This window comes from Shewanella kaireitica (assembly GCF_023284045.1).
Taxonomy (GTDB): Bacteria; Pseudomonadota; Gammaproteobacteria; order Enterobacterales; family Shewanellaceae; genus Shewanella; species Shewanella kaireitica.
Window position 1 is genome coordinate 67,568 of sequence record NZ_JAKIKQ010000002.1, and the last position, 23,163, is coordinate 90,730.

21 protein-coding genes are annotated in these 23,163 nt (G+C 42.5%); 8 read left to right on the forward strand and 13 right to left on the reverse strand.

What is annotated here, in order from left to right:
• The first annotated feature begins 177 nt into the window (after positions 1–177).
• Positions 178–1,599 (forward strand): AmpG family muropeptide MFS transporter, encoded by a 1,422-nt coding sequence (locus L2730_RS02880; RefSeq protein ID WP_248973223.1) that lies wholly within the window; start codon positions 178–180, stop codon positions 1,597–1,599.
• Between the two features lie 62 nt (positions 1,600–1,661).
• Here the strand turns inward: L2730_RS02880 and L2730_RS02885 are convergent, their stop codons facing one another.
• On the reverse strand, positions 1,662–2,147 hold the full coding sequence (locus L2730_RS02885; protein ID WP_220736000.1) for a YajQ family cyclic di-GMP-binding protein: 486 nt from the start codon (positions 2,145–2,147) through the stop codon (positions 1,662–1,664).
• A 157-nt stretch (positions 2,148–2,304) separates the two neighbouring features.
• On the opposite strand from L2730_RS02885, the gene L2730_RS02890 reads away from it, so the two are divergent.
• The 5 genes from L2730_RS02890 to L2730_RS02910 all read left to right on the forward strand — a co-directional run bounded on the left by L2730_RS02890 (position 2,305) and on the right by L2730_RS02910 (position 6,252).
• Positions 2,305–2,679, forward strand: a complete 375-nt coding sequence (locus L2730_RS02890; RefSeq protein WP_248973582.1) for a VanZ family protein — start codon at positions 2,305–2,307, stop codon at positions 2,677–2,679.
• Positions 2,680–2,717: 38 nt separating this feature from the next.
• A complete protein-coding gene (locus L2730_RS02895; RefSeq protein ID WP_248973224.1) occupies positions 2,718–3,692 on the forward strand; it encodes a ketopantoate reductase family protein in 975 nt (324 codons plus the stop codon).
• A 141-nt stretch (positions 3,693–3,833) separates the two neighbouring features.
• The gene (locus L2730_RS02900) at positions 3,834–5,333 is read left to right on the forward strand and encodes a sodium-dependent transporter (RefSeq protein ID WP_248973225.1); all 1,500 of its coding nucleotides are present in this window, start codon (positions 3,834–3,836) and stop codon (positions 5,331–5,333) included.
• Positions 5,334–5,353: 20 nt separating this feature from the next.
• Positions 5,354–5,434, forward strand: coding sequence for a MetS family NSS transporter small subunit (locus tag L2730_RS02905; protein ID WP_248973583.1), 81 nt, complete (start codon positions 5,354–5,356; stop codon positions 5,432–5,434).
• A gap of 182 nt (positions 5,435–5,616) precedes the next feature.
• Positions 5,617–6,252 (forward strand): phosphatase PAP2 family protein, encoded by a 636-nt coding sequence (locus tag L2730_RS02910; RefSeq protein ID WP_248973226.1) that lies wholly within the window; start codon positions 5,617–5,619, stop codon positions 6,250–6,252.
• A gap of 87 nt (positions 6,253–6,339) precedes the next feature.
• Here L2730_RS02910 and L2730_RS02915 read toward each other — a convergent pair whose 3' ends face one another.
• The 4 genes from L2730_RS02915 to L2730_RS02930 form a co-directional block, all read right to left on the reverse strand.
• Complete coding sequence (locus tag L2730_RS02915) at positions 6,340–7,215, reverse strand: DMT family transporter (RefSeq protein WP_248973227.1); 876 nt, start codon at positions 7,213–7,215, stop codon at positions 6,340–6,342.
• Positions 7,216–7,332: 117 nt separating this feature from the next.
• Positions 7,333–8,565, reverse strand: coding sequence for a DUF819 family protein (locus L2730_RS02920; RefSeq protein WP_248973228.1), 1,233 nt, complete (start codon positions 8,563–8,565; stop codon positions 7,333–7,335).
• Between the two features lie 9 nt (positions 8,566–8,574).
• Positions 8,575–9,459, reverse strand: a complete 885-nt coding sequence (locus L2730_RS02925) for a LysR substrate-binding domain-containing protein (protein ID WP_248973229.1) — start codon at positions 9,457–9,459, stop codon at positions 8,575–8,577.
• 176 nt (positions 9,460–9,635) lie between these two features.
• Positions 9,636–10,667 (reverse strand): porin, encoded by a 1,032-nt coding sequence (locus tag L2730_RS02930; protein ID WP_248973230.1) that lies wholly within the window; start codon positions 10,665–10,667, stop codon positions 9,636–9,638.
• A 286-nt stretch (positions 10,668–10,953) separates the two neighbouring features.
• Between L2730_RS02930 and L2730_RS02935 the strand changes: the two genes are divergently transcribed.
• Complete coding sequence (locus tag L2730_RS02935) at positions 10,954–12,732, forward strand: flavocytochrome c (RefSeq protein WP_248973231.1); 1,779 nt, start codon at positions 10,954–10,956, stop codon at positions 12,730–12,732.
• Between the two features lie 94 nt (positions 12,733–12,826).
• On the opposite strand, the gene L2730_RS02940 is transcribed toward L2730_RS02935, so the two are convergent.
• The 5 genes from L2730_RS02940 to L2730_RS02960 form a co-directional block, all read right to left on the reverse strand.
• Positions 12,827–14,389, reverse strand: a complete 1,563-nt coding sequence (locus L2730_RS02940; protein ID WP_248973584.1) for an AbgT family transporter — start codon at positions 14,387–14,389, stop codon at positions 12,827–12,829.
• A 262-nt stretch (positions 14,390–14,651) separates the two neighbouring features.
• Positions 14,652–15,500 (reverse strand): 3-deoxy-8-phosphooctulonate synthase, encoded by an 849-nt coding sequence (kdsA, locus tag L2730_RS02945; RefSeq protein WP_248973232.1) that lies wholly within the window; start codon positions 15,498–15,500, stop codon positions 14,652–14,654.
• Positions 15,501–15,570: 70 nt separating this feature from the next.
• Positions 15,571–16,839, reverse strand: a complete 1,269-nt coding sequence (locus L2730_RS02950) for a DUF819 family protein (protein ID WP_020911316.1) — start codon at positions 16,837–16,839, stop codon at positions 15,571–15,573.
• Positions 16,840–17,001: 162 nt separating this feature from the next.
• Positions 17,002–17,781, reverse strand: coding sequence for a transglutaminase family protein (locus L2730_RS02955; protein WP_248973233.1), 780 nt, complete (start codon positions 17,779–17,781; stop codon positions 17,002–17,004).
• Positions 17,782–17,789: 8 nt separating this feature from the next.
• Positions 17,790–18,185, reverse strand: coding sequence for a SirB2 family protein (locus L2730_RS02960; protein WP_020911314.1), 396 nt, complete (start codon positions 18,183–18,185; stop codon positions 17,790–17,792).
• A gap of 1,015 nt (positions 18,186–19,200) precedes the next feature.
• Here L2730_RS02960 and L2730_RS02965 point away from each other — a divergent pair.
• Positions 19,201–20,103, forward strand: a complete 903-nt coding sequence (locus L2730_RS02965; RefSeq protein WP_248973234.1) for a LysR family transcriptional regulator — start codon at positions 19,201–19,203, stop codon at positions 20,101–20,103.
• Positions 20,104–20,165: 62 nt separating this feature from the next.
• On the opposite strand, the gene L2730_RS02970 is transcribed toward L2730_RS02965, so the two are convergent.
• The 3 genes from L2730_RS02970 to lgt form a co-directional block, all read right to left on the reverse strand.
• Positions 20,166–20,894 (reverse strand): HDOD domain-containing protein, encoded by a 729-nt coding sequence (locus L2730_RS02970; RefSeq protein ID WP_248973235.1) that lies wholly within the window; start codon positions 20,892–20,894, stop codon positions 20,166–20,168.
• 340 nt (positions 20,895–21,234) lie between these two features.
• Positions 21,235–21,828 (reverse strand): GDSL-type esterase/lipase family protein, encoded by a 594-nt coding sequence (locus L2730_RS02975; protein WP_248973236.1) that lies wholly within the window; start codon positions 21,826–21,828, stop codon positions 21,235–21,237.
• A gap of 207 nt (positions 21,829–22,035) precedes the next feature.
• Positions 22,036–22,827: a prolipoprotein diacylglyceryl transferase gene (gene lgt, locus L2730_RS02980; protein ID WP_248973237.1), complete on the reverse strand. Its 792-nt coding sequence runs from the start codon at positions 22,825–22,827 to the stop codon at positions 22,036–22,038.
• Positions 22,828–23,163 lie beyond the last annotated feature (336 nt).

Genomic DNA, 23,163 nt, shown 5'->3' on the forward strand with positions numbered 1-23,163 from the left:
CCAAGCCCAAACCTATTCGGTTTGGGCTTTTTAGTGCGCCAAACCTTTCCACCTTCGCACAATTTGCCCGTCACACCAGTATCAATGAACAGTTAGCGAATAAGAACTGTATTATTCCCTTGAACCCAGAGTCACTGCACCGTAAGCTAGTTCAATCTTTACTTGTTAAGCAAGCATATGCCTTCAGTGACCAAGCTCTCCTATTTCCAACGCATTAAAGATTCACTCTCCATCTACTGCCATAAACGGGTGCTGAGCCTATTACTGCTTGGGTTTTCTGCTGGCTTACCCTTGATGCTGGTTTTTTCAACATTATCTTTTTGGCTCAGAGAAGCGGGAGTAGATAGAACTGCTATTGGCTACTTCAGCTGGATTGCTTTAGTTTATGGCTTTAAATGGGCATGGTCACCACTTGTTGATCGCATGTCATTACCTTTGTTGACCCGCTTTTTAGGCCGCCGCCGAGGCTGGATGATCTTCGCACAACTGACTTTGGTGCTTGCCATCATAGGAATGAGTCAAAGTGATCCTTTAGTCGACATTGACAAGCTTGCGCTTTTTGCCCTGATGGTTGCTTTTGCCTCAGCAACACAAGACATTGTTATCGATGCATTTAGAATTGAATCCGCCTCAGAAAAGATGCAGGCAGCACTAGCAGCCGCCTACCAAGTGGGTTATCGCAGTGCGATGATTATCGCCACTGCAGGTGCATTAACGATTGCAGCTTGGGTTGAGCCGAGTAGTGAGGCTTATAGCCTAGCATCATGGCAAACTGCTTATTTAGCCATGGCAGGTCTAATGTCGATAGGTATTATCACCACCCTGTTTAGCGCCGAACCGCAAGTAGAAGCCAAAGAGGCAGATGCAAAAGAAGCTGAGCTAAAACAAAAGTTTTCACAGCGTTACCCGCGGGCCCTAGCAGGAGCTCTATCTTGGCTATACACCGCGAGTGTATTGCCTTTTCTTGATTTCTTTAAACGCTACGGCAAAAGCGCACTGCTGATCTTATTGTTGATCTCGACTTATCGCATCTCAGATATAGTGATGGGCGTAATGGCTAACGTATTTTACGTTGATATGGGATTCTCTAAAGCTGAAATTGCGACTTTGAGTAAAGTTTACGGCCTGATTATGACCTTGGTAGGCGCCGGTGCTGGAGGCTTATTAGTGGCTAAATATGGCACCATGAAAACGCTGTTTTTGGGTGCCTTTCTTGTGGCGACTACCAACTTACTGTTTGCGTATCAAGCGGTACTTGGTTACAACGTACCATTTTTAACGCTAGCGATCTCAGTTGATAATTTCAGTGGTGGCGTCGCGACGGCGGCCTTTATCGCTTACCTATCGAGTCTGACGAGTGCTGGATATAGTGCTACACAATATGCATTACTGTCATCGATTATGCTGCTATTTCCTAAGTTTGTTGCAGGTTTCTCCGGCGCTTATATCGATGCCTATGATTACGTCAGCTTCTTTATCGGCGCCAGCTTAATCGGCTTCCCCGTACTTGGGCTTATTATCCTGGTACAGAAATACGTCCCTAATACAAAAACAGCTTCAGTTGAAGATTTAGCGCAACAAAAAGAGCTCAGCAGTTAACGGTGAGCTCTGATATAACCAACACCGACTCGTGTATTTAGTACGCGAGTCAGTGTTGGGCATTAATCACGGAAGTTATTAAACTGAAATGGCTGCCCTAGATCAGCTTCACGAGCTAAAGCCATTACCGCTTGCAGATCATCACGCTTCTTACCCGTTACCCGCACAGAGTCTCCTTGAATCGAAGACTGTACTTTAAGTTTGCTATCTTTTATCTGCTTAACCAACTTCTTAGCAATTAACGTCTCGATACCCTCTTTAAACTTCACTCGTAAAGAGAAGGTTTTACCGCTATGTACCGCTTTGTCATCAACATCCATCGACTTAGGATCGACATTTCGCTTACTCATCTGCATACGCAGAATATCGACCAACTGCTGGCATTGAAAGTCATCTTCAGCAGACAACGTTACTACATGATCTTTATACTCGATGCTCGCTTCTTTGCCACGAAAATCGAAACGGCTCTTTAATTCACGTACCGAGTTGTCTACAGCGTTACGTAATTCGACTTCATTCACTTCTGAAACAATATCCATTGAAGGCATGCGTTTGGCCCTTAAAGATTAATTTGAGCGTATTTTACCCACGAACAGCGACGACTTGAAGAGCCAGTAAAGATTTAATTGATAGTAAGCATAGTTATTGGTGACTTTAATCGGCTATTTTTCTATGATGAGGACAAATATCTTTAGTGTGTATGATGTGATCAATCGACAGAATATATTCAAGCTCGCCCTAGCGTTAACCTTAGTGGTTGTCAGTTACTTGGTTTTTTCAAAGCCGAGTTACAACATCAACACCATCCCTCACTTTGATAAAATTGGCCATATAGGTAGCTTTTTTGTTCTCTCATACTTAACCTACTTCGCCTTTAAGCCCAGATGGTACATATTAGCTGTTGTATTAGCTTTCTATGCTGTGTTTATCGAAATGGTTCAATCACAACTCTCCTATCGTAGCGCCTCTTTTGCTGATTTTGTTGCTGATATGGTTGGTATCTTACTGTTCTACCTCACTCAATGGCTCTACAAAAGATACTTTAAAGCCAGTAAGCTTGTCGACAATAACGTAAGCTAATCAAGAGTGTTGTTTTAATCAAAGAGTCTAACTTATCAATGAGCTTAATCAGTCAGTCAGCAGCCGATGAGATTCACACGCAACCGCAGATTTCTATTGTTGGAGCAGGTGCGGTAGGCCAGCTTATTTACCAGCAATTATCCACTGCTAATAATAGCAATGCAGTGTCAATTAACTTTATTCGCCGCACTGAAACCTCACAACAGCAAAGCCTTACTTTTACTAATTTGGAGCAACAGAGCACAACTCGTATTGCAGAGTTTGTAGGCAGTAATGATTGGACGCACCAACTGCTTAATACACAGTTACTCATCGTTTGCGTAAAAGCTTATCAAGTAGTTGCTGCCCTTAAGCCTATCATTAAGTTACTCAGTCCCAATTGCCATATTTTGCTGTTGCACAACGGCTTGGGCCCTCACCTCGACGTGTCTAAAATGCTTAACGGCCAAGGGTTAAGCTTAGGCACGACCTCCCAAGGCGCATTGAAAAAATCAACATGGCACACACAACAAACAGGCCAAGGGGTCACTCAATTGGGCCATTTCACAGGCCCCATGCTGCATGAAACAATCAAAAAGTCGCTACTATCAAGTATTCCACAAAGCCAGTGGTTTGAAGATATATTGCCAATGCTTTGGCAAAAATTGGCAATTAATGTCGCAATAAACCCTATGACTGCAATACATGATTGTCGCAATGGCGAACTGGCTGCATCCCAGTATCGAAACACTATCACTGCGGCGGTGACTGAATTAGCCAAAGTTGCCGCGGCGGAATCAATTATGCTTGATTTAGAGGGGCTAATAACTCGAGTTTACCAAGTCATTGAGCTGACTGCGGCAAACTACTCTTCAATGCATCAGGATGTTCATCACCAACGTAAAACCGAAATTGAAGCAATTAATGGTTTTGTGGTACAGATGGCAAACAGACACGGCAAGAATGCAAAGACGAATGAACAGCTACTGGCCAATATTACGGCTCTAGAACAAGGCTATTCAAACAAAACTTAATCGCTATTTCATCATTAAACTTTCTACCATCATAATAAAACGCTCTCGTTTCGCCCTTTAAGCAATATTCTGAATTCCGACTAAAATTAAGCCATTACTTCCTACCGACGGACTTAGCCGGAAAGACAAAAGGCGCGTTTGATGCAAAGAGAACAATGGAACTCAAGAACAGGCTTTATTCTTGCCGCCGTCGGCTCAGCAATTGGCTTGGGCAATATCTGGCGTTTCCCCTACATGGCTTATGAAAATGGCGGTGGTGCGTTTTTCATTCCTTACCTATTTGCCATGCTCTCTGCCGGGATCCCGTTTATGATAATGGAGTTTAGCCTCGGCCATAAATACCGCGGCGCGGCCCCTAAAGTATTTGCCAAGCTTGGACAAAGTATTGGCCTTAGGCTGGAGTGGTTAGGTTGGTTTCAAGTATTTATAGCCGCAGTCATCGCCGTTTACTATGTGGCTATCATCGGCTGGGCCATGTCTTACCTGGTTTTCTCAGTAACACAAAGCTGGGGAGCCGATACGAATGAATTTTTCTTTAAAAGTTACCTGCAGCTAGGTGACAACTCGCCGACAAAATTAGGTGACTTTCAGTTTCATATTGCGCTGCCAATGACCCTAGCCTGGGCAATTACCAGCTTGGCAGTTTATTCAGGTGTTAAAGCCGGTATCGAACGTGCCAGTAAAATCATGATGCCACTGCTGTTTATTATGGTGTTATTACTTATAGGCCGAATCATTATGCTGCCAGGGGCATTAGAGGGCTTGGACTACCTGTTTCGGCCCGATTTCAGTAAAATACTCGATGCCAAGGTATGGTCAGCGGCTTATGGACAGATATTCTTCACCTTAAGTGTCGGCTTCGCAATCATGATTGCCTACTCAAGTTACTTGCCTGAAAAGTCAGATATCAATAATAATGCCTTTATGACCGTACTCATAAACTGCGGTTTCTCTATTCTTGGCGGTATCATGATATTCGCGGTTCTTGGCTATATGGCAGCCGAGCAATCAAAACCGATCACAGAGGTTGTTACTTCTGGCGTTGGACTAGCCTTTGTCACCATCCCTGCTGCCATCAATTTACTGCCTATTCCTTATATTCTCGGACCACTGTTCTTTTTAGCACTGGTGGTTGCGGGGCTCAGTTCGCACATATCGATTATTGAGGCAGTGGTATCCGCTGTGATCGATAAAGTTAATATCTCAAGAAAGAAAGCTGCATTACTAGTCTGTGGCCTTGGTTATGTCACCTCTCTAGCATTCTCTACCAATGGCGGCTTGCTGCTGCTCGATCTTGTCGATTATTTTATTAATAACGTGGCGCTACTAACAAGTTGTTTGATAGAGCTACTGATTATGGGCTGGCTATTTAAACTTGCTAATGTACGCGAGTACGTCAACCGTTGTAGTGAATTTAACGTGGGTCAATGGCTCGTCATCTGCTTACGCTTTATTAGTCCAGTCATGCTGGCAGGGATCCTGTTCAAAAATCTTATCAATACCATTCAAAATGGCTACGGCGATTACCCTGTTGCCGATCAACTGTTTTTAGGTTGGGGTCTTATTGCAGTCATGCTTTTCTGCGCTATTTTTATTGGTCTTGTATCCAACCAACACCTACCAGAGGAGCGTAAACCATGAGCACAGGCGCAATGATAATGATGATATTGGCATTGATAATCACTTGGGGCGGCGCTGCTGTTTGCATATCTATTGCGATGAGAGCTTCCACAAAAAATTAGCCGCTGCATGCTCTCGATCTTGGTTAAAGGTATACTAGGGCTTTGGTAAAGATTGGGACTTGTGCATAGCGCTATCAGTACCTAAACTCAACGCACCTAAAACCTTTAACTCTAAGCCTTTGATGAGTAAGATTAGATTAGCTCTTGCGAAATTGTCACTACCACTAAGCCCAGCCTCAAATATGAGTACTAAAACTCATATTTGGCTATATCTTGCCGCATTATCACTCACCGTATTTAGCGTCTTGTTTCTCGATAGGAACATTGCCACTTGGATGCATCAACACAGCCACGCCAGCCATATTTTTAAGCCTTTAAGCCAAATGCCCCTACTATTTGAAATACTTTCGGCGATAGTCATTTTCAGTTGTGTAACCGCAAAAGGTCGCAAGCACTTCTTAACACTAGCGTTCAGCTTAGGCATAACCTTAATCCTTGCAACAACCTTTCGTCTTGGGGCTAAATTCATTTTTGGCCGTACTTGGCCTGAAACTTGGATTCATACAGACACTGGCAGCAATCCGTCTTGGATCAACGACGGCATTGAAGGCTTTCACCCATTCGCAGAGGGTCTAGCTTACAACTCATTCCCCTCAGGCCATGCTCTATTTACTTATGCCCTGGTGAGCGTATTTTGGTGGCGTTTCCCACAGCTTAAAATCGTGTGGATATTGGCGATGCTAGGCGCAATTGCAGGCCAGATAGGACAAAATTATCATTACTTAGGCGACCTAGTCGCCGGCGCGACCTTAGGGGTATTTAGCGCCCATATCTCAATCCAAATAGTCTACTACCTCGTGCAACGAGCCAAGCGCTGAGCGGTTAAAACTAAACGGTAGTCAGTCTCACAAACCTTAAGCTATAAAGACAGCCTGATTAAGCGAAGTACAATGATGGCTTAATCGTTAGCCCCACATCACTAAGATTGCTGCAATAGCTATCATGACTAATGCTGCTACATCTCTTACTTTCACCTTTTCTTTTAGCCAAAAAGCGGCGATAAGCAGCGTGAAAAACACTTCTATCTGACCAAGGGTTTTCACGTAAGGCACACTTTGTAGAGACATAGCACTAAACCAACCGATAGAACCTAAGCAGCTTGTTACACTGGTCAGTAGTGTGAGCTTAGGCCGCTTGAGTAAGTTATCAATGGTACTTCGATCTACAGCGTAGGCGTATAGCACTAGCACCAAGGTTTGAATCGCGATAACAAATAATAGTACCCATGCTGCGCGATGAGGAAACGGTAGGTCAAGACTGAGACTTGCTGCGCGTACCCAAAGCGAGGTCAATGCAAATGCACCGCCACAGGCAAGACCAAGCAATACGGTAGCAAATGAGATCTGCTTTAGTTTCTGACCGCTACTCATAATAAAAACCGCTACGCCGCCAATCAATACTCCTAGCCAACCAACCCAAGAGAGGTAAGTACCAAAGAAGACCACACCTAAAATGGCGGCCATCAAGGCTTCACTTTTGGCAAGCCCTGCCCCAACGGCAAAATTACGCATTTTAAATAGCTTAACCATCATCATAGTCGCAACAATTTGCATAGCGGCAGCAGCAAGCACATAAAGACTGAAAGTTGGCGTAATGAAGGGCAACCCCACAGGTTGCCATGTATATAAACCCACTAAATAGATAAGTGCGATTGGCGTCGCCCACAAAAAGCGTGCCAAGGTAACTCCGGCGGTATTAACCTCTTTACTGAGTTGGCTTTGAAAAGCGTTCCGCCAAGCCTGCATCGCAGCTGCTAGAAAAGTAAATAAAATCCAACCCATTGTCTATTGCTTACCAAGTATGAATATTCGACGAGGACATTATGCAATGGAATCACATCGTACGCCTTACATTCGGATCAATAGTGAATATTTGTAGCTGTGATAAATGTACTCAGTTTAAGGAGTAATCGTTTTAAGCAACTCACCGCATAGCCAAGCCATATAAGTCGCGATACCGTAGCCAAATACAGAGAAAAGTACGGCTACGGGCGCAAAACTCTTGTGGAAAGCCATGGCCACCACCGGTGATGAAGCCGCTCCGCCTAAATTACACTGACTAGCGATCGCCATATAAGCAACGGGTGCCCGCATGATATAACCTGCGATGACAACAAAAAACACATGTATTGACAGCCATACCGCGCCAATCAAGAAGTAGATAGGAAAATCTGCAATGGAGGTAATATCCATTTGCAATCCCATAATAGCGATCAAAAAGTAAAGCATCATAGACGATACTTTAGAGGCTCCAACTAACTCTAATTGACGCACTTGGGTGTAAGAAAGGCCTAGACTGACAACAGACACTACAATCACAATCCAAAAGAACTCGGACGTAAAGCTATACCTTGCCAGTTGTGGGTAATTGCTCTCAAAAAAGGGAGCCAATATGTCAGCTAAGCCATGCCCTAGTCCCATGACAGAAAAACCCACCGCAAAGATCAACATATAATTGTTTAGGCTTGGAATTTTTCTCGATTCAATATTTAGACTATTCGCGGATTGTTGTAGTTTTACAATTTGTTTAGTGTCTGCTTTTAACTTGCGATCAATAACCTTTGCATGACTGGCGCAGAAGAGTAAAAAAGACATCCATAACGCGGAAAAGACCACGTTAACAGTAATCATTATTGAAAATATATGATCGCCGACTTGATACACCTCTTTCATCGCCAACTGATTTGCAGTGCCGCCAACCCAATTACCGGCCAGCGTAGCCATGCCCTTCCATACCGAATTGGCACCATCCCAAGGCAAACTGTCGGGGGCGAAATAGGCGAATAACAACAAAGTCGCAGGTCCACCAACAACCACACCAAAAGCACCGACAAGGTAAAGGATGATAAGTTTTGGCCCTTGTTGTAGCAAGGCTCGCACATCAACACTAATGATTAATAAGCAAAGACAAGCTGGCATGATATAACGCGATGCAATGCTGGCTAATTGGCTACTGCTCGTATCAATTAAATCAAACGCGTTAAATAATGATGGTAAGAAGTAACACATGACCATCACTGGGATATACCGATAAAGCTTTTGCCAAAATACATGCTGCAACTGGCTAGTATAAAAGATAATACCTAATGTTGTGGCGACAAAACCGAGTATGACAGGATCTGAATTGATCATTACTGCAATTCACTTGGCATAACAAAAATTGAGAAACTTTGCCGCTAGCTCAGATAAGGCTTCATCCTCGCCATAAATTGACCAGTAATGTCGGCAGTGCTCCCAGCCCTCGAGTTCTATTTTAACAAGATCGCCGCGCTTAACCTCTTCAACAACCGCTAGCCAAGGCAGCACGCTAATGCCGATCCCCGTTCCTATCGCTCTTTTTATCGCCCCCATGGTTGTCATCGTCAACTCTTGCTCAATATTGATCTTGGCACTTTTGAGTAGTTGAATCGCTCTCGCCCGACTAATCGAACTTGATTGCTCTAACACCCACAACTCTTTTGATAAGCTCGAAGGACAAACCGACGTTGAACTGATGGGGTTCGCAGCACCCGCTACGATACAGATATCATCTTTTATCCACTGTTTGGTACTAAGGTTTTTACTGGCAGGCTTTGCATCAATGAAGCCAAGGTCGAGTTCTTTTTCACTGACCATTTTTTCAATAGTGATGCTGTCTTCAACAACCAATTTGATATCAACAAAAGGATTATTTTTCTTAAATAGCGGAATTTTACGAGACAAGACATAGTTACCAGCCGTTTTACTGCTGCCCACTTTAAGTGTTCCTCTTACACCATTAGTCTTTTCTACGAATATTTGCTCTAGCTGCATCCCTTTAGACAACATTTCATTCGCATAGGGCAAGATCACCGTGCCACTATCGTTAATAGCTAAGCCATTGCTATTACGATCAAACAACCGGCTTCCTAAGGAGCTTTCAAGCTCTTTAAGCGCCATGCTAACCGCAGGTACTGACATGTGCAGTGCTTTTGCCGCTTTAGAGATTTGGCCGCTGTTATGAATAGCTTTAAAAATGCTCAGTTGTTTTAGCGTAATTCTCATCATCAGTACCTAGGTCAATATCCAATTAATTATATCTTAATCAACTCTGAAAACGGGTTTAATCAAAGACCAATGAATGGAAGTGTTAGGCAGGTAATATTTATATGATTAATTAGACTTAGCGCAAGGTGTATAAACTCAGTAAGCAGAGTTTATACACCATAAATCAACACCGCTAACTAGAAATCATAGCGAACACTAACACTGGTAATATTGTCATCTTCAAGTTCAATAATTGGACCAGCATTAGCAACCCGATATTCCCCTGAATAAGTGGCAAAATGAGCATATACAGTCGTAGATTTTGACAGTTTATAATCTGCGCCAATAACCAATGAATCTATATCGACATCAGTCGCCTCTTTATAATCTGTTGAATTTAGTGCACTGCTTTTAAAATACTTACCGAAACCGGCTTTATCTTTTCCATATTCAGCTTTAAGATTGACACCATTGAAATTATAAATAGCGGAGAAAAAGTATGAATTACCATTTTTATCTTCATAAGATTGACTTTCTGTATTTTGGAATAACCCTGCTAACTTAAGGTTGTTAAACTTTACTTGAGCAACGCCTCTATACGCATTAATTCCACCCACGGTATTATATGCAGCAGAGATATAATAATTAGACTTACTTAATTTTTTATCTCCGAATACAACATTTAGTGCATATTGCTCTTCATCATTATCTTGGTAATTGTCATCCATCAAATAAGTAGCATTAAGATTGAATAAACCTGCAATTTTTGGTGAATAATAAGTAAACCCGTCTCCCCTGCGCACTTGACCACCAATCATACGATTATAAGCCGCGTTGGTCAGTGCAAACGATTCGGCATTGCCTTTTGAGGTTTTAAAAACGGTATCATTACGGCCAACCAAAAAAGTACCCAAATTAGACTTTAAACCTAGGTAGGTATTTCGTGGTGTAAATACATCATCACTTTGCGTTGCGCTATGGACTTGCACTTCCACTTTATAAAGTAATTCAAGATCTTTAGCTATCTTCTCACTGCCTTTTAGACCAATTTTAGAGAAGTTATTTTCAATGACTGTACCAGACTTCCCATTTTGGGTAGTCGTGCCATTATCTGAATGTGTGACAGAGAAATCAAGTCGACCATAGACTTGCGGAGCATTAGCTAAAGCAGAGAACGAACTAAATAAAACAACAGATATAATAGCAGTAGACAATATAGATTTTTTCATAAAACACCCTTGGGACAATAAAAGATTATATAAAAACAAGAAATTATAGTTATTAGACTTTGTGTTCTAAATCTTATTAAACCCGGATTAAAAATAAATACATCCAGCTCACACTCACCACAGATAAATAGCATTTTAAGAAAAACTTAAACATGTTTAACATTTATTTACTCAGTTATTTAACATGACATAGTTCTAAGTTTTAAACCCCATCTACCTCTAATCTACTAGCAAATAAATAGTACTCATCAGCAAGTACTAAAAATGGACCGCTATGGAGTAAACAATGAAACTAACTAAACTCGCCTCATTAATGACTGTAATACTATTGTCTTCTGGCTCCGCTGTAGCAAAGAGCAATGATCTCGCATCGTTCCACACCGATATGGGTAGTTGTGATTCTTGCCACGTAGCAGAAAAAATGAAAGACATTAAAAAAGGCATAACCGATAGCCAAACATACGAGAACCAACAGTGCCGATCTTGTCATGGTTCTTACGAAGAGCTCGCTAGCGACAAACTTGAGTTTGATCCACATGCTTCACATTTAGGCGAGATCAACTGTACCTCGTGTCACTCCGGTCATGCTAAAGCAACATTGACCTGTAATAACTGCCATAATTTTGAAATGGAAATGCCATTTGCAAACGCCAAAGATAAAAAGCGCTGGGATGCAGGTTGGAACCAAGAAAAAATTCAAAAAGCCATCAATAACGGTCCAGTAGAAACGGTAGATGTCATTGTAGTCGGTGGCGGTTCTGCCGGGTTCAATGCGGCAATCTCAGCTAAGGCGGCAGGTGCTAACGTGGTTCTCTTTGAAAAAGCGGCTTACACGGGGGGTAATTCAATGCTTGCGGCAGGTGGAATCAACGCCGTCGGGACACCACAACAAAAAGCCAAAGGTATAGAAGATAAGGTTGAATGGTACGCCGAAGATGCAATGAAAGGCGGCCGCTATAAAAATGACGAAAAGCTTGTGCAGATCCTAGCAGAAGAATCCGCTGACGCCGTGAAATGGCTTGAGTCATTGGGCGCCAATATGGATGATTTAAAACGCTCAGGTGGTGCACGAGTTGAGCGTACTCATCGACCATCAGGTGGTGCTTCTGTTGGGCCACACATTATAGATACTCTGCGTAAAGCTGCAGTAACCCGCGATATTCCAGTCCGAGTTAACTCTCGAGTTGAAAAAATTGTCCTAAATGAAGACAAGTCTATAGCTGGTGTTGTTGTCCATGGTCGCCATAGTGGTTATAACATGATAGCGGCTGACTCAGTGGTGCTTGCCACAGGGGGTTACGGTATGAATAAGCAGATGATTGCTTACTACCGCCCAACCATGAAAGACATGACCAGTTCGAACAACGTCACAGCCACTGGCGACGGTATTTTGCTGGCCAAGGAAATTGGCGCCTCAATGACCGATATCGACTGGGTTCAAGCACACCCAACCATTGGTAAAGACAGTCGCATTCTAATTTCTGAAACAGTTCGTGGTGTCGGCGCTATCATGGTCAACACCGATGGCCAGCGCTTCATCAGTGAACTAACAACTCGTGACCGTGCTTCAGATGCAATTCTAAAGCAAAAAGATCAATATGCTTGGTTAGTCTTTGATGAACAGTTGGTTGAGAAAAAGAAAATGGTACGCGGCTATGAACACTTAGGCATGCTAAGTAAAGCTAATACCATTGAAGAATTGGCAAAAATCACAGGAATGAAAGCGTTATCTAAGACGGCTGATGATTACAATAGGTATCAAGCAGTCGGTAAAGATGATGCATTTGGTCGTGAAGACATGCCTTTAAACCTGAGTAAAGCTCCTTTCTATGCAGTTAAAGTTGCTCCCGGTATCCATCACACTATGGGCGGTGTAGCCGTTGATACTGATGCAAACGTATTGAACCTTCAAAGCTGGAAAATGGAAGGTCTATTTGCAGCAGGAGAAGTGACAGGAGGTCTACATGGACATAACCGTTTAGGCGGAAATGCCATTGCAGAAACGGTAGTCTTTGGCCGTAAAGCTGGAGAAAATGCCGCCAAGCACGCACTAGATAAAAAATAAAAGTCGTTTAGCTCATCACTCTCCACAAAAGGCCAAGTCCCACCACTTGGCCTTTTATCTATTAGTCCTCAGAAGCCGCTATTAGTATCACCTCTTACAAGCCATAGCTGTAACTTGAGCCTAACCCCAATGGCAAGCCTATTGACCAATAAAGCAGTAACCAAGCACTCCAAATTGCCATCAGTGCCAAACTAAACGGTAACATCATCGAGATGAGTGTTCCAATACCGATATTCTTCACATAGCGCTGACAATACACCACTACTAATGGGAAATACGGCATTAACGGCGTAATGATATTAGAGCTTGAGTCACCAACCCTGTAGGCAGCTTGGGATAAGTCAGGACTGATATTAAGCTGCATCAACATTGGAACTAACACAGGCCCTATTAACGCCCATTTAGCTGATGACGAACCAACAAACAAGTTAACAAAACCAACCAGAATGATCATACCGACGACAGTCACTTCGGCTGGTAAGTTGAGTGCTTTAAGGCCACTAGCGCCCTCAACAGCAATTAATGCCCCTAGGTTAGATGCCGAGAATGCAGCGACAAACTGCGCACAGAAAAATGCCATTACTATGTAGTGCGACATGCCGCTCATCGATTTAGACATGGCCTGAACAACATCACTTGAGTTTTTAAAACTGCCCGTGATGTAACCATATACAAGACCTGGCAACATAAAGAAAATAAAGATCAGCGGTACAATAGATTGCATTAGTGGTGCACTAAAGCTGGTTAGCGAACCATTACTATCTCTAAGCGTGGAATTCTCTGGAAAGGTTAAAGAGAAGAAGCCTACAATAGCGATTAGCATGACTAATGATGCACTTCTAAACGCTTTCATCTCTGTCGGCGTCACTTCATCCATAGCAGGCAGATCAACTTCGTCACGATTGACTTTATGAGTCCGATTTAGTCTAGGCTCAAGCACTTTATCTGTTAACCACCAAATAAGCAGCGTAATAGGAATACAAGAAGAAGCGGCAAAAAACCAATTATTCAGAGGGTTGACCGAAATACTTGGGTCAACAATCTGCGCTGCCGATTGCGTAAAACTTTGCAGTAGTGGATCGATGCCTGATGGAATAAAGTTAGCGCAAAAACCACCCGATACGCCAGCAAAGGCTGCGGCGATACCTGCTAACGGGTGACGCCCCACCGTAAAGAAGATAACGCCAGCAAGAGGGATAACAACTACATAGCCAGCATCTGTTGCGGTATGAGAGATTATGCCGACCAATACAACAGCTGGAGTCAATAGTTTAGCTGGGGTGACTTTTAGCATCTGCTTGAGTGCTGTATTGATGAAACCTGAATGCTCGGCAACCCCAACACCTAGCATGGCAACAAGCACTACGCCTAAAGGGGCAAACGCGGTAAAGGTGGTCACCATCGAGGTTAGAAAGTGAGTAAGCGCTTCTGCACTGAGTAAGTTATTAACGACTATCGGACTGTCGGTACGAGGATCTATCGCATCAAAACTGACACCCGACAATAAGGCTGATAAGCCCCATACTGCAAACATCAATATTAAAAATAACATCGCAGGGTCAGGTAACTTATTACCGACACGCTCAATTCCATCGAGTGCCTTTCCCAGCATTCCTTGCGGCCCTTCTTCAGCGAGTGCCTGTTTATCTGCTTTCATCATTCAACCTATCTGTTATCAGTCAAGTTTTCGAGTTCGATAAGTCTAATCATAGCTAACGAACAGTTATCGAACTCGTGCTTTTTTTATAACCTAACAGGATAAAGCTTAAGTCTGTAGCCAAACTTAAAAGTAGCAAATAAATGAAGAATAGAGGATTGGTCAAGACTGAATGGAACAGAATTTTTTGCTTATAAAAAAGCCCTGTATCATCAACACAGGGCTTTTGTCGCGAGAACTCTCTCGCTGGAAACAGTAAAACTTATTTACTGGTATCAATCGGTGCAAATGACTTAACAAGGTCATCTACCGCTTTCATTTGGGTTAAGTAGTTCTCTAGTTGATGCAAAGGCAACGCACAAGGGCCATCACACTTAGCATTATCAGGATCAGGATGCGCTTCAATGAACAAGCCTGCTAAACCTAATGCCATACCACTACGCGCAAGTTCAGTCGCTTGAGCGCGACGACCGCCAGCACTATCACTACGTCCACCTGGTTTCTGTAATGCATGAGTAGCATCGAAGATCACTGGGTAACCCGACTGCTTCATCTCATCCATACCCAACATATCAACAACTAGATTGTTATAACCAAAGCTTGAGCCACGTTCACACAAAATGATTTCATCATTACCCGCTTCATTAAATTTAGTGATGATATGACGCATTTCGTGCGGCGCTAAAAACTGTGGTTTTTTCACATTAATGATTGCGCCAGTCTTAGCCATTGCGACCACTAAATCTGTTTGACGCGCTAAAAATGCTGGCAGTTGAATAATATCGACCACTTCAGCCACAGGTGCACACTGATGAACTTCATGAACGTCAGTGATCAACGGTAGATTGAAAGTTGACTTAATCTCTTCAAAAATCTTCAAGCCCTCTTCCATACCTGGACCACGGTAAGAGTTTACAGAAGAGCGGTTTGCCTTATCGAACGATGCTTTAAATACGTAAGGGATCCCCAATTTCTGAGTCACTTCAGCGTAAGTCTCGGCAATCTGCATTGCAAGATCGCGTGACTCAAGCACATTCATACCACCAAACAACACAAAAGGTTTGTCATTTGCGATTTCAATCGAACCTAAATCAATGGTTTTATTGCTCATCAATCTCTTCTCTCTATCAGAGCCAAGACAGTGGTCTTGGCATTATTCATATTAATTCGTACCTGCAAGTCTAGCTTGCAACTAGCTGCAGGAGTTGGCCACACATCCATGCCATATAAGTGCCTAAAGCATAGCCCAACACAGCTAGAAGCACACCCACTGGCGCCAAAGCCGGGTGGAATGCAGCGGCTACTACAGGTGCTGAAGCCGCGCCACCGACATTCGCTTGGCTGCCCACCGCCATATAAAACAGCGGTGCTTTTATCAGTTTAGCCACAATCAACATGAAGCTTGCATGGATCAGCATCCAAATCATACCAATTGCAAAGTACCAAAGGTTATCTGCATCGAACAGTTTTGAGACATCCATGTGCAAACCAATGGTCGCAACCAAGATATACAAGAAAACCGTGGCCACTTTAGATGCACCCGCCGCTTCTAAATGACGAACGGGACTGAACGACATCGCTAAACCAATGGTGGTTACCGTGACGATTAACCAGAAGAATTTAGACGTTAAGCTGTAATCGCGGGTCCAAGGATAATTTGCTTCAAAGAATGGACCTAGGAAGTCGGCGACCACATGGGCAAGACCGGTAATACCAAATCCAATCGCTGCAATCATCATCAAATCATTGAGGCTTGGGATACGCGCATTCTCGGCGTGGTATTTCTCTACCTTCTCTTTTAAAGCTTCTAAAGCTGATGTATCTGCGCCAGTTTTAGCGTCAATCTCTTTCGCTTTTGAGGCCATAAATAGCAGCACTGCCATCCAGATATTCGCCACGATAACGTCTACCGTTACCATGATTGAAAATATATCGCCGCCCGCTTCATAGATCTCTTTCATTGCTGCTTGGTTGGCACCGCCGCCAATCCAACTACCCGCTAGGGTTGTCATTCCGCGCCATACAGCTTCCGGGCCGGTGACACCAAGTACCTCTGGGTTGATACTCGATATGATCAATAACGCAATTGGACCGCCAATCACAATACCGACAGTACCAGTTAAAAACATGATTATCGCTTTCGGGCCAAGCGATAAAATAGCTTTTAGATCGACACTTAAAATAAGTAACACTAAGCAAGCGGGAAGTAGATAACGTGAAGCGACAAAATACAGCTTTGAGGTATCACCATCGATAATATTAAAAGTATTGAGCAATGATGGTAAGAAATAACACATCAACAATGCTGGAATGAAAGTATAAAACTTCTTCCAGAAATGGTGGCTGCTGTTACTGGTGTAAAATACAAACCCCAGCACAACCGCTAAAATGCCAAGCGCTGTGGCATCATTGGTGACCAATGCACTACTGATCGAATCGGAACTACTCATTTTACCCTATCCCCCTGATAGTGGCTGTATTGTAATAACAATACGTTGCCTAGTTATTATTCTTTTTGTTCAATTTGTTGGTTTAGTAATGGTGTATTTGTACACTCTAATACTGATAGCTGTGTAACGAAAAAAGAGCCATTCGGCTCTCTTTTTTTGCGCTTAATGGAACGTTTCGACGTTCTCTTTAAGCTCTTTCAATTGCATCTTTACCAGCTCAATGACAGGGTCATGCGGACTGTTATCGACAAAATGTTTTAAATCAGCTGTCGCGACGCTAATACAACCCAACTGCTGGGCAATAAAGGCTCGTTCGCGGTTGAGGTTGAGATCTTCCGGGTGCCACTGCAGCAGCAAATTACAGCACTCCATCGCAGGTTCAAATTTGTGCGCGACAATACTGCCCGCTTTCATCTCATGGATCATGCGTGACACTATGCGCTTTACTGACGCTGGTTTTAGGTAACTTGGTTTAAATGCGGCCGCATTACCTAGCTCACCACGTACTAAAATATGCAGTTGGTGTTTGCTCAACTCATTGCCAGTGAGAGGATCAATATAGCGAATCTCATCGTCAATTTGACTCAGAAGCACCGTTTGTCCAGGTAAAAGCAATGGCTCTAACTTAAGATCCAACTGCTTTGCCAACAACATCAACACAGTGGCTAGCGTGGTGCTATTGCCCTGTTTTGATGTCATGCACTTACCGAGATCTGCCGCTTCCGCACTGTAATAAGCTTCACGCGCACAGAAACCCAAGTCATTATAAAACCAGTTCAGTAATGCTTTTAATCGGTCATGCCTGTCAACCACATAAAAGCTTAATACCGAACCTGCCAGCTCAAGCCAAGCCCAATTAGCATTTTTTTCTTTAGAAAAGCCCAGATGTTCTGCAACATCAAAGGCTGTTTCTGGTAATTGAATAGAATCGTTAAGTTTCAAGTGAGTCTTCAACCTAATAAAACTGCTTGCTTAAACACAGCCAGTTTCGCGGCGTAAACCACCCAACCAAGTGCACCTAATGCGGCAAATACTTTAAATAATTTATTACGATTAGCCTTAAGAGCGATAGTCGCTAGCAGGATATAAGCAACCACGGCACTGAGTTTTTCTGTCATCCAAGGATCAACAAATGGATACTGTTTAATAGAAAAACACAAAATCAAACCAGATAGCAGCAGGAAGGTATCGATAACGTGCGGCGCAATTTTAACGAACTTTTTGTCCATTATTGGCGACTGACGTAAATGAAGCGAAAAACGCACAATAAAAAACAGCACACTTAACGCAACAAACGTCATGTGAGTATGCTTAAACACAGGGTATAAACTATAAAAAGTTTCCATGATTTTAGGTCTTTTAGCCGACAAAGGCGCTAGTGTACCCGATCCCCTTAACCATAACCAATATCAGCGAATAGTATTGAGTAGAAGCGCGCAAATTTTAACCTTAGCATCGATATTGTAACGTGCTTAGAAGCAAACGAGTTGGCGGCATGCTGTCATTTATTGGCCCGAGCAGATCAATATTAAGTTTTATCTAGCTAACTATGGCTTTCACTTACGCTATTAATACAGGTTCTGGGTAATAAAATTGTTAGCCATACCCAAAGCTTTAAACCGAACGAGTATTGTATTCAAATACTAAGTAACTTAGATAGCTATGTGCATTTAGCTAACTCTTCATCAACTACCTTTAGCAAGTAGATAAAAATTCACAGATAGCAAAGTCAGTTTTCTTGATGAGCTAACGCTCAGCACTTCATCAAAAATGTGTCTGCACCGATGTCGAACTACAGCTATTTACCAAAGCCTAAAAAAGTATAGCGAGAGTTGGCATAAAAAATATTGGTCGTTTTGTCTGCTAACTCTGCTTGAATTTTGATATTCCACCACTCGCTACTTTATGTAAAATATCCGGAACGACAGCATTTGGTCCACGATGCGATTCGTAAATTACGTCCAAAGTTGCACTCAGGTTAAAGACTTGTTCATAATATGCAAAATCTTTTTGGAGGATTAATCAGCCTCTAAAACTGACTTAACGGCATCGACACAAAAAACAGAAATACCTATCAATATCAATAGCTAAAACCGAATACCATTTACCTAATTAATGCCTCTCTACAGCCTTCTAAAATTTAGCCAGATAACCTATTCAGAAAAAAGCCAAACTATTTAATTGCATATTGTATACCCTTTGGTGTTAAAATGAATATAATTCAGACACACTCTTCTGGATTAAATGGTTTCAACTTTAAAAATAGGCATCTGGACGTCTAGACGTTTACTATGATAGTCTATTTCATCGCAACAGAAATGAATTCAAAAGCAACATGAGAAAACTTCATGTGAGGATAAAATGATAGAGCTTAGACATTTACGTACATTAGTTGCCCTAAAGGAAAGCGGAAGTCTCGCAGGTGCTGCGAAGAAACGCTTTGTCACACAATCGGCACTGTCTCATCAGATCAAGGAACTTGAGACAAGGATTAATTCAGCCATTTTTGTGCGAAAGAGTAAGCCATTATCTTTCACTCAAGAAGGCTCTAGATTGCTAAACCTTGCAGAAGACATTTTACCTAAGGTCATAGAGACCGAGTTTGATCTAAAGAAGGGTCTTGAAGAAGGCGATAATAAGCTGGGCGTGGGAATTGAATGCCACAGCTGTTTCCGCTGGTTAATGCCAGTAATGGAGCAATTTAGGCAGGAATATCCTCAGGCAGATCTAGACCTATCAAGCCGTCACTTATTTGATTCATTGAATGCACTTGAGTTGGGTGAACTAGATGTTGTGCTAACTTCTGATCCTGTGCCAGGACAATCAATTGCTTACCAACACCTTTTTGACTTTGAAGTACGACTTGTCGTGGCCAATAATCACCCGCTTGCCAATGAAGAGTTTGTCACGCCAAAGCAACTCGAAAACCTGCCTATTTTAAGCTATCCAGTCGCGCTAGAACGATTGGATATTTATCGCCATTTTATGGAGCCTGCTGGCATTCAGGCGGGGGCTGTCATCAAATGTGACCTCACCATGATGTTACTACAACGCATTGCCTGTAAAGATGGTATTGCGGCATTGCCGAACTGGTCAATCAGTGAAAGCCACGGCCTAAACCTAGCTAGCATAAAACTGGGTCCTGACGGGCTTAAAAGGCCATTATTTGGTGCCTATCGTAGAAATGGTTCAAATGCCCGTTTAGCACAGCATTGGTTAGAAATGGTTGCTAAAGAGGGAATTGAAAAACAAAAGCTCAAATAGAACGACTTGATCACCAATCAATCGATATAAAAAAGCCTGCTAAATGCAGGCTTTTATTAACTCTATAATGGTCTTAATAAGAGGTTTCGTTTAGCTAGCGTTCGTCTAAGTACTAAACCTGGCGACGCTGCGTTATGAGTTTGTCGCAAATTATGAGCAATCAAAAATTCATCACGTAGCTCGTCATCTAACCCTAGAGACTCAAAAGCTTCCATCGTCAGTGTCTGCTGCTGATTTTCAAGAATACCCTTAAGCACACTAAGTGAATAAGGCTTATCGACTTCACTATTTAAATATGCGAAGGCAGTCAGCGCGATAATGTCTCCAAACACACTAAACAGCGCTAGAGTTTGCACTTCATCAGGGCTGATATCAAAACTATTCATCTGGTACAGAGTATCGACCGCATCAGTTGCAATGGCCTCAGTTAATGCCCAGTAACCGTGAACCAGTTTTTTATAGGGTTCTTTTAACTCGTCGAGTCTTTCCTTCAAATAAAAAGTAAACGCATAACGGTAAATATTCACCTGTCCAAGCCTAACTAAAGCATCCTTCAATGAACGATTTTTAGCTGACTGAGCAGAGATTTGATTTGCCGTACTGCTGCGCCACAATAAGTGTGCAGATAGCGCCGGATCTGACGAAACAATGTCAATGACATTTCGAATATCACCATCAGCTATGATGGCCTTTTTTAATGGGATAAGTATCCCTCTACGGCCAATTACCTGCTCTTCATTGCCGATAATCGCGCGTACTTGAGTAAATACCTGCTGCTCAAGATCTGTCATTTGAAACGTTAAACCTTTTATTATATTTATATATATGCTCAATCTGTTAATAACTCTTAACAATCAGCATTTGGAGCTAAGCTCTCTGCCCCTAGCTTAACAAGTTTCAGCCATTTTTTGCGCATTAAATTTAGTTTAGTGAATAAATCTGTGATTCCAATAACAATCCAAATAAAGACTGTGTCAAAGGCAGGAATCCCAGGAAATAGGCTGAGTAAGACCTAATAATTAGTGAGTTCATGGGCTTAGTTGCATTTCTAATCCAGCAACCAAGGATCAAGTTCACTATTTTGGCTATTTTTCAGCTGATAACACTCAATATCGCTATATCGAGTTCAAGTTAAGCACTGTCGATATGGTGATTAATAGCTTCAGCTAATACTCGGTAACCACTGTCATTAAGATGGATGGTATCGGATTTTTTACTTGGGCTGCCCAGCAGCTCACTAAGCGTTTCTTCCAATAAGACCAGTTGATATTCCTGCGCTAATTCTGCATAGATAGGTGAAGGAGTAAGAAATAGGCTTTTCTTTGGCACCGCAATCAACAGAACTGTGGCTCCTTGAGATTGCGCCAGTTCTATCATTGCTGCCAAATTACGTTTAGTGTCAGCCAGAGGATGGTTTCTTAGAAAATCATTGCCCCCTTCAAGTAAAATAAGCAGCTCGGGAGAATGTTTCGCTAATATCCCAGGTAATCTCTTTAGCCCTTTACTGGTTGTTTCTCCAGATATACCAGCATTGATAACCGTCAAGTGACTCATCTCAGCGAGTTGAGCGGGATAATCAGCCCCTTTGCTAGCTCCAACACCGGCAGTTAAGCTATCCCCAAAAGCGACAATGGTAGCGCCTGATGATAACAGTGGCACCCGTGCATCTTGGCAAGATTGTAGTAGGAATATAAACGGTAATAAAAGCAGTAAACGAAAATTCATATCAGAAACCCGCCCAATAAAAAGATGCTGGTGACTAGCATAAAGGCTCTCCCTATAAAAATGAATGCTTACTTAGATCTTTGCTTCAGCTAGTCCTTATTCGCAAGCTGGCATCCTAGCTTTAACTACAGTTCTACACTGTTAAGCACAAAAAAATCGCTGATGCATAACAACAGCGATTGCTTCTTACCTTAAATAGACCAGATTCTATTCGCTCGTTTTTGCTTTACGCAAATAAGGAGTCACGAGCAACGCTATGCCCACTAACAAGAATGGAATACTCAACAACTGCCCTGCGCTGAAAGTCCATGTATCTGCATAAACAGCCTGTTTTACTTTCACCATCTCAATAACAAACCGTGAACTAAACACTAAAACTAAGAACAATCCAAAAATAGCACCATGTTTCTGCTTCATGGCTGTCATTCGATAGATGCACCACAGCAGAGCGAATATGGACAAGTAGGCGATAGCTTCATATAACTGCGCAGGATGGCGCGGTAACATATCAACTCTTTCAAAGATAATCCCCCATGGCTTATCAGTCGGTAAGCCAAGAATCTCTGAATTAACAAAATTTGCCATACGTACAAAGAAGCCAAAGATAGCTGTAGCAATAGCTAACCGATCAAGCAGGAATAAGAATGGTAACTTCACCTGACGTTGATAGTAATAAAGCGCCAGGATGGCACCTAACCCGCCGCCATGGCTAGCTAACCCCCCTTCCCATATCGCAAAGATTTTAAGGGGATGACTTAAATAATATGCAGGGTCGTAAAACAAACAATGCGCTAAGCGCGCCCCAACAATAATGCCCACCACGCAATACATCAGCAGATTGTCCAGTGATTCAACTGGCAAGTTTTCCCTAACGTAGATACGCTTCATCACCTGAAAGCCAGAGGCTATCGCCAATGCGAACAGTATGCCGTACCAATGTACTTTAAGCCCCATAAAACTGATTGCTACAGGGTCTACATTCCAAATAATATGGTCCAATTTAACCTTCCAAAGCTATGCTTTTAAATCAAAATACTCGAATCTATTGCGCAGTTTTACTCGCCAACAGGCGATTTGGCAAGCGCTTGAGTCAATAAAGTTAAATTTGACTAACCAGTAGTTTGCAAATATCGCTTATCTGTTATGGCAACTCGTCATAGCAGCGACATAAACAGCGCGTATTGATCACTTTTACATTGCTAAAATTCAACTCCCATCACCGCCATCTAAGTTCACAACCCATTATTGCTAAATATACCGACTCAAAAAAAATCACCAGCTCACTCTAGAAGAAAAATATCAATGGGTGCACATAATATTAATTTAATTAGAAAC

What these genes read in the sequence shown, in the direction of transcription:
- L2730_RS02925 (WP_248973229.1), bottom strand. Translation starts at nt 9,459, where the DNA reads ATGATGAGAATTACGCTAAAACAACTGAGCATTTTTAAAGCTATTCAT.
- L2730_RS02935 (WP_248973231.1), top strand. Translation starts at nt 10,954, where the DNA reads ATGAAACTAACTAAACTCGCCTCATTAATGACTGTAATACTATTGTCT.
- L2730_RS02960 (WP_020911314.1), bottom strand. Translation starts at nt 18,185, where the DNA reads ATGGAAACTTTTTATAGTTTATACCCTGTGTTTAAGCATACTCACATG.
- L2730_RS02895 (WP_248973224.1), top strand. Translation starts at nt 2,718, where the DNA reads ATGAGCTTAATCAGTCAGTCAGCAGCCGATGAGATTCACACGCAACCG.
- L2730_RS02905 (WP_248973583.1), top strand. Translation starts at nt 5,354, where the DNA reads ATGATATTGGCATTGATAATCACTTGGGGCGGCGCTGCTGTTTGCATA.
- L2730_RS02910 (WP_248973226.1), top strand. Translation starts at nt 5,617, where the DNA reads ATGAGTACTAAAACTCATATTTGGCTATATCTTGCCGCATTATCACTC.
- kdsA (WP_248973232.1), bottom strand. Translation starts at nt 15,500, where the DNA reads ATGAGCAATAAAACCATTGATTTAGGTTCGATTGAAATCGCAAATGAC.
- L2730_RS02885 (WP_220736000.1), bottom strand. Translation starts at nt 2,147, where the DNA reads ATGCCTTCAATGGATATTGTTTCAGAAGTGAATGAAGTCGAATTACGT.
- L2730_RS02975 (WP_248973236.1), bottom strand. Translation starts at nt 21,828, where the DNA reads ATGAATTTTCGTTTACTGCTTTTATTACCGTTTATATTCCTACTACAA.
- L2730_RS02930 (WP_248973230.1), bottom strand. Translation starts at nt 10,667, where the DNA reads ATGAAAAAATCTATATTGTCTACTGCTATTATATCTGTTGTTTTATTT.
- L2730_RS02940 (WP_248973584.1), bottom strand. Translation starts at nt 14,389, where the DNA reads ATGAAAGCAGATAAACAGGCACTCGCTGAAGAAGGGCCGCAAGGAATG.
- L2730_RS02965 (WP_248973234.1), top strand. Translation starts at nt 19,201, where the DNA reads ATGATAGAGCTTAGACATTTACGTACATTAGTTGCCCTAAAGGAAAGC.
- L2730_RS02915 (WP_248973227.1), bottom strand. Translation starts at nt 7,215, where the DNA reads ATGGGTTGGATTTTATTTACTTTTCTAGCAGCTGCGATGCAGGCTTGG.
- L2730_RS02970 (WP_248973235.1), bottom strand. Translation starts at nt 20,894, where the DNA reads ATGACAGATCTTGAGCAGCAGGTATTTACTCAAGTACGCGCGATTATC.
- L2730_RS02920 (WP_248973228.1), bottom strand. Translation starts at nt 8,565, where the DNA reads ATGATCAATTCAGATCCTGTCATACTCGGTTTTGTCGCCACAACATTA.
- L2730_RS02880 (WP_248973223.1), top strand. Translation starts at nt 178, where the DNA reads ATGCCTTCAGTGACCAAGCTCTCCTATTTCCAACGCATTAAAGATTCA.
- L2730_RS02900 (WP_248973225.1), top strand. Translation starts at nt 3,834, where the DNA reads ATGCAAAGAGAACAATGGAACTCAAGAACAGGCTTTATTCTTGCCGCC.
- L2730_RS02950 (WP_020911316.1), bottom strand. Translation starts at nt 16,839, where the DNA reads ATGAGTAGTTCCGATTCGATCAGTAGTGCATTGGTCACCAATGATGCC.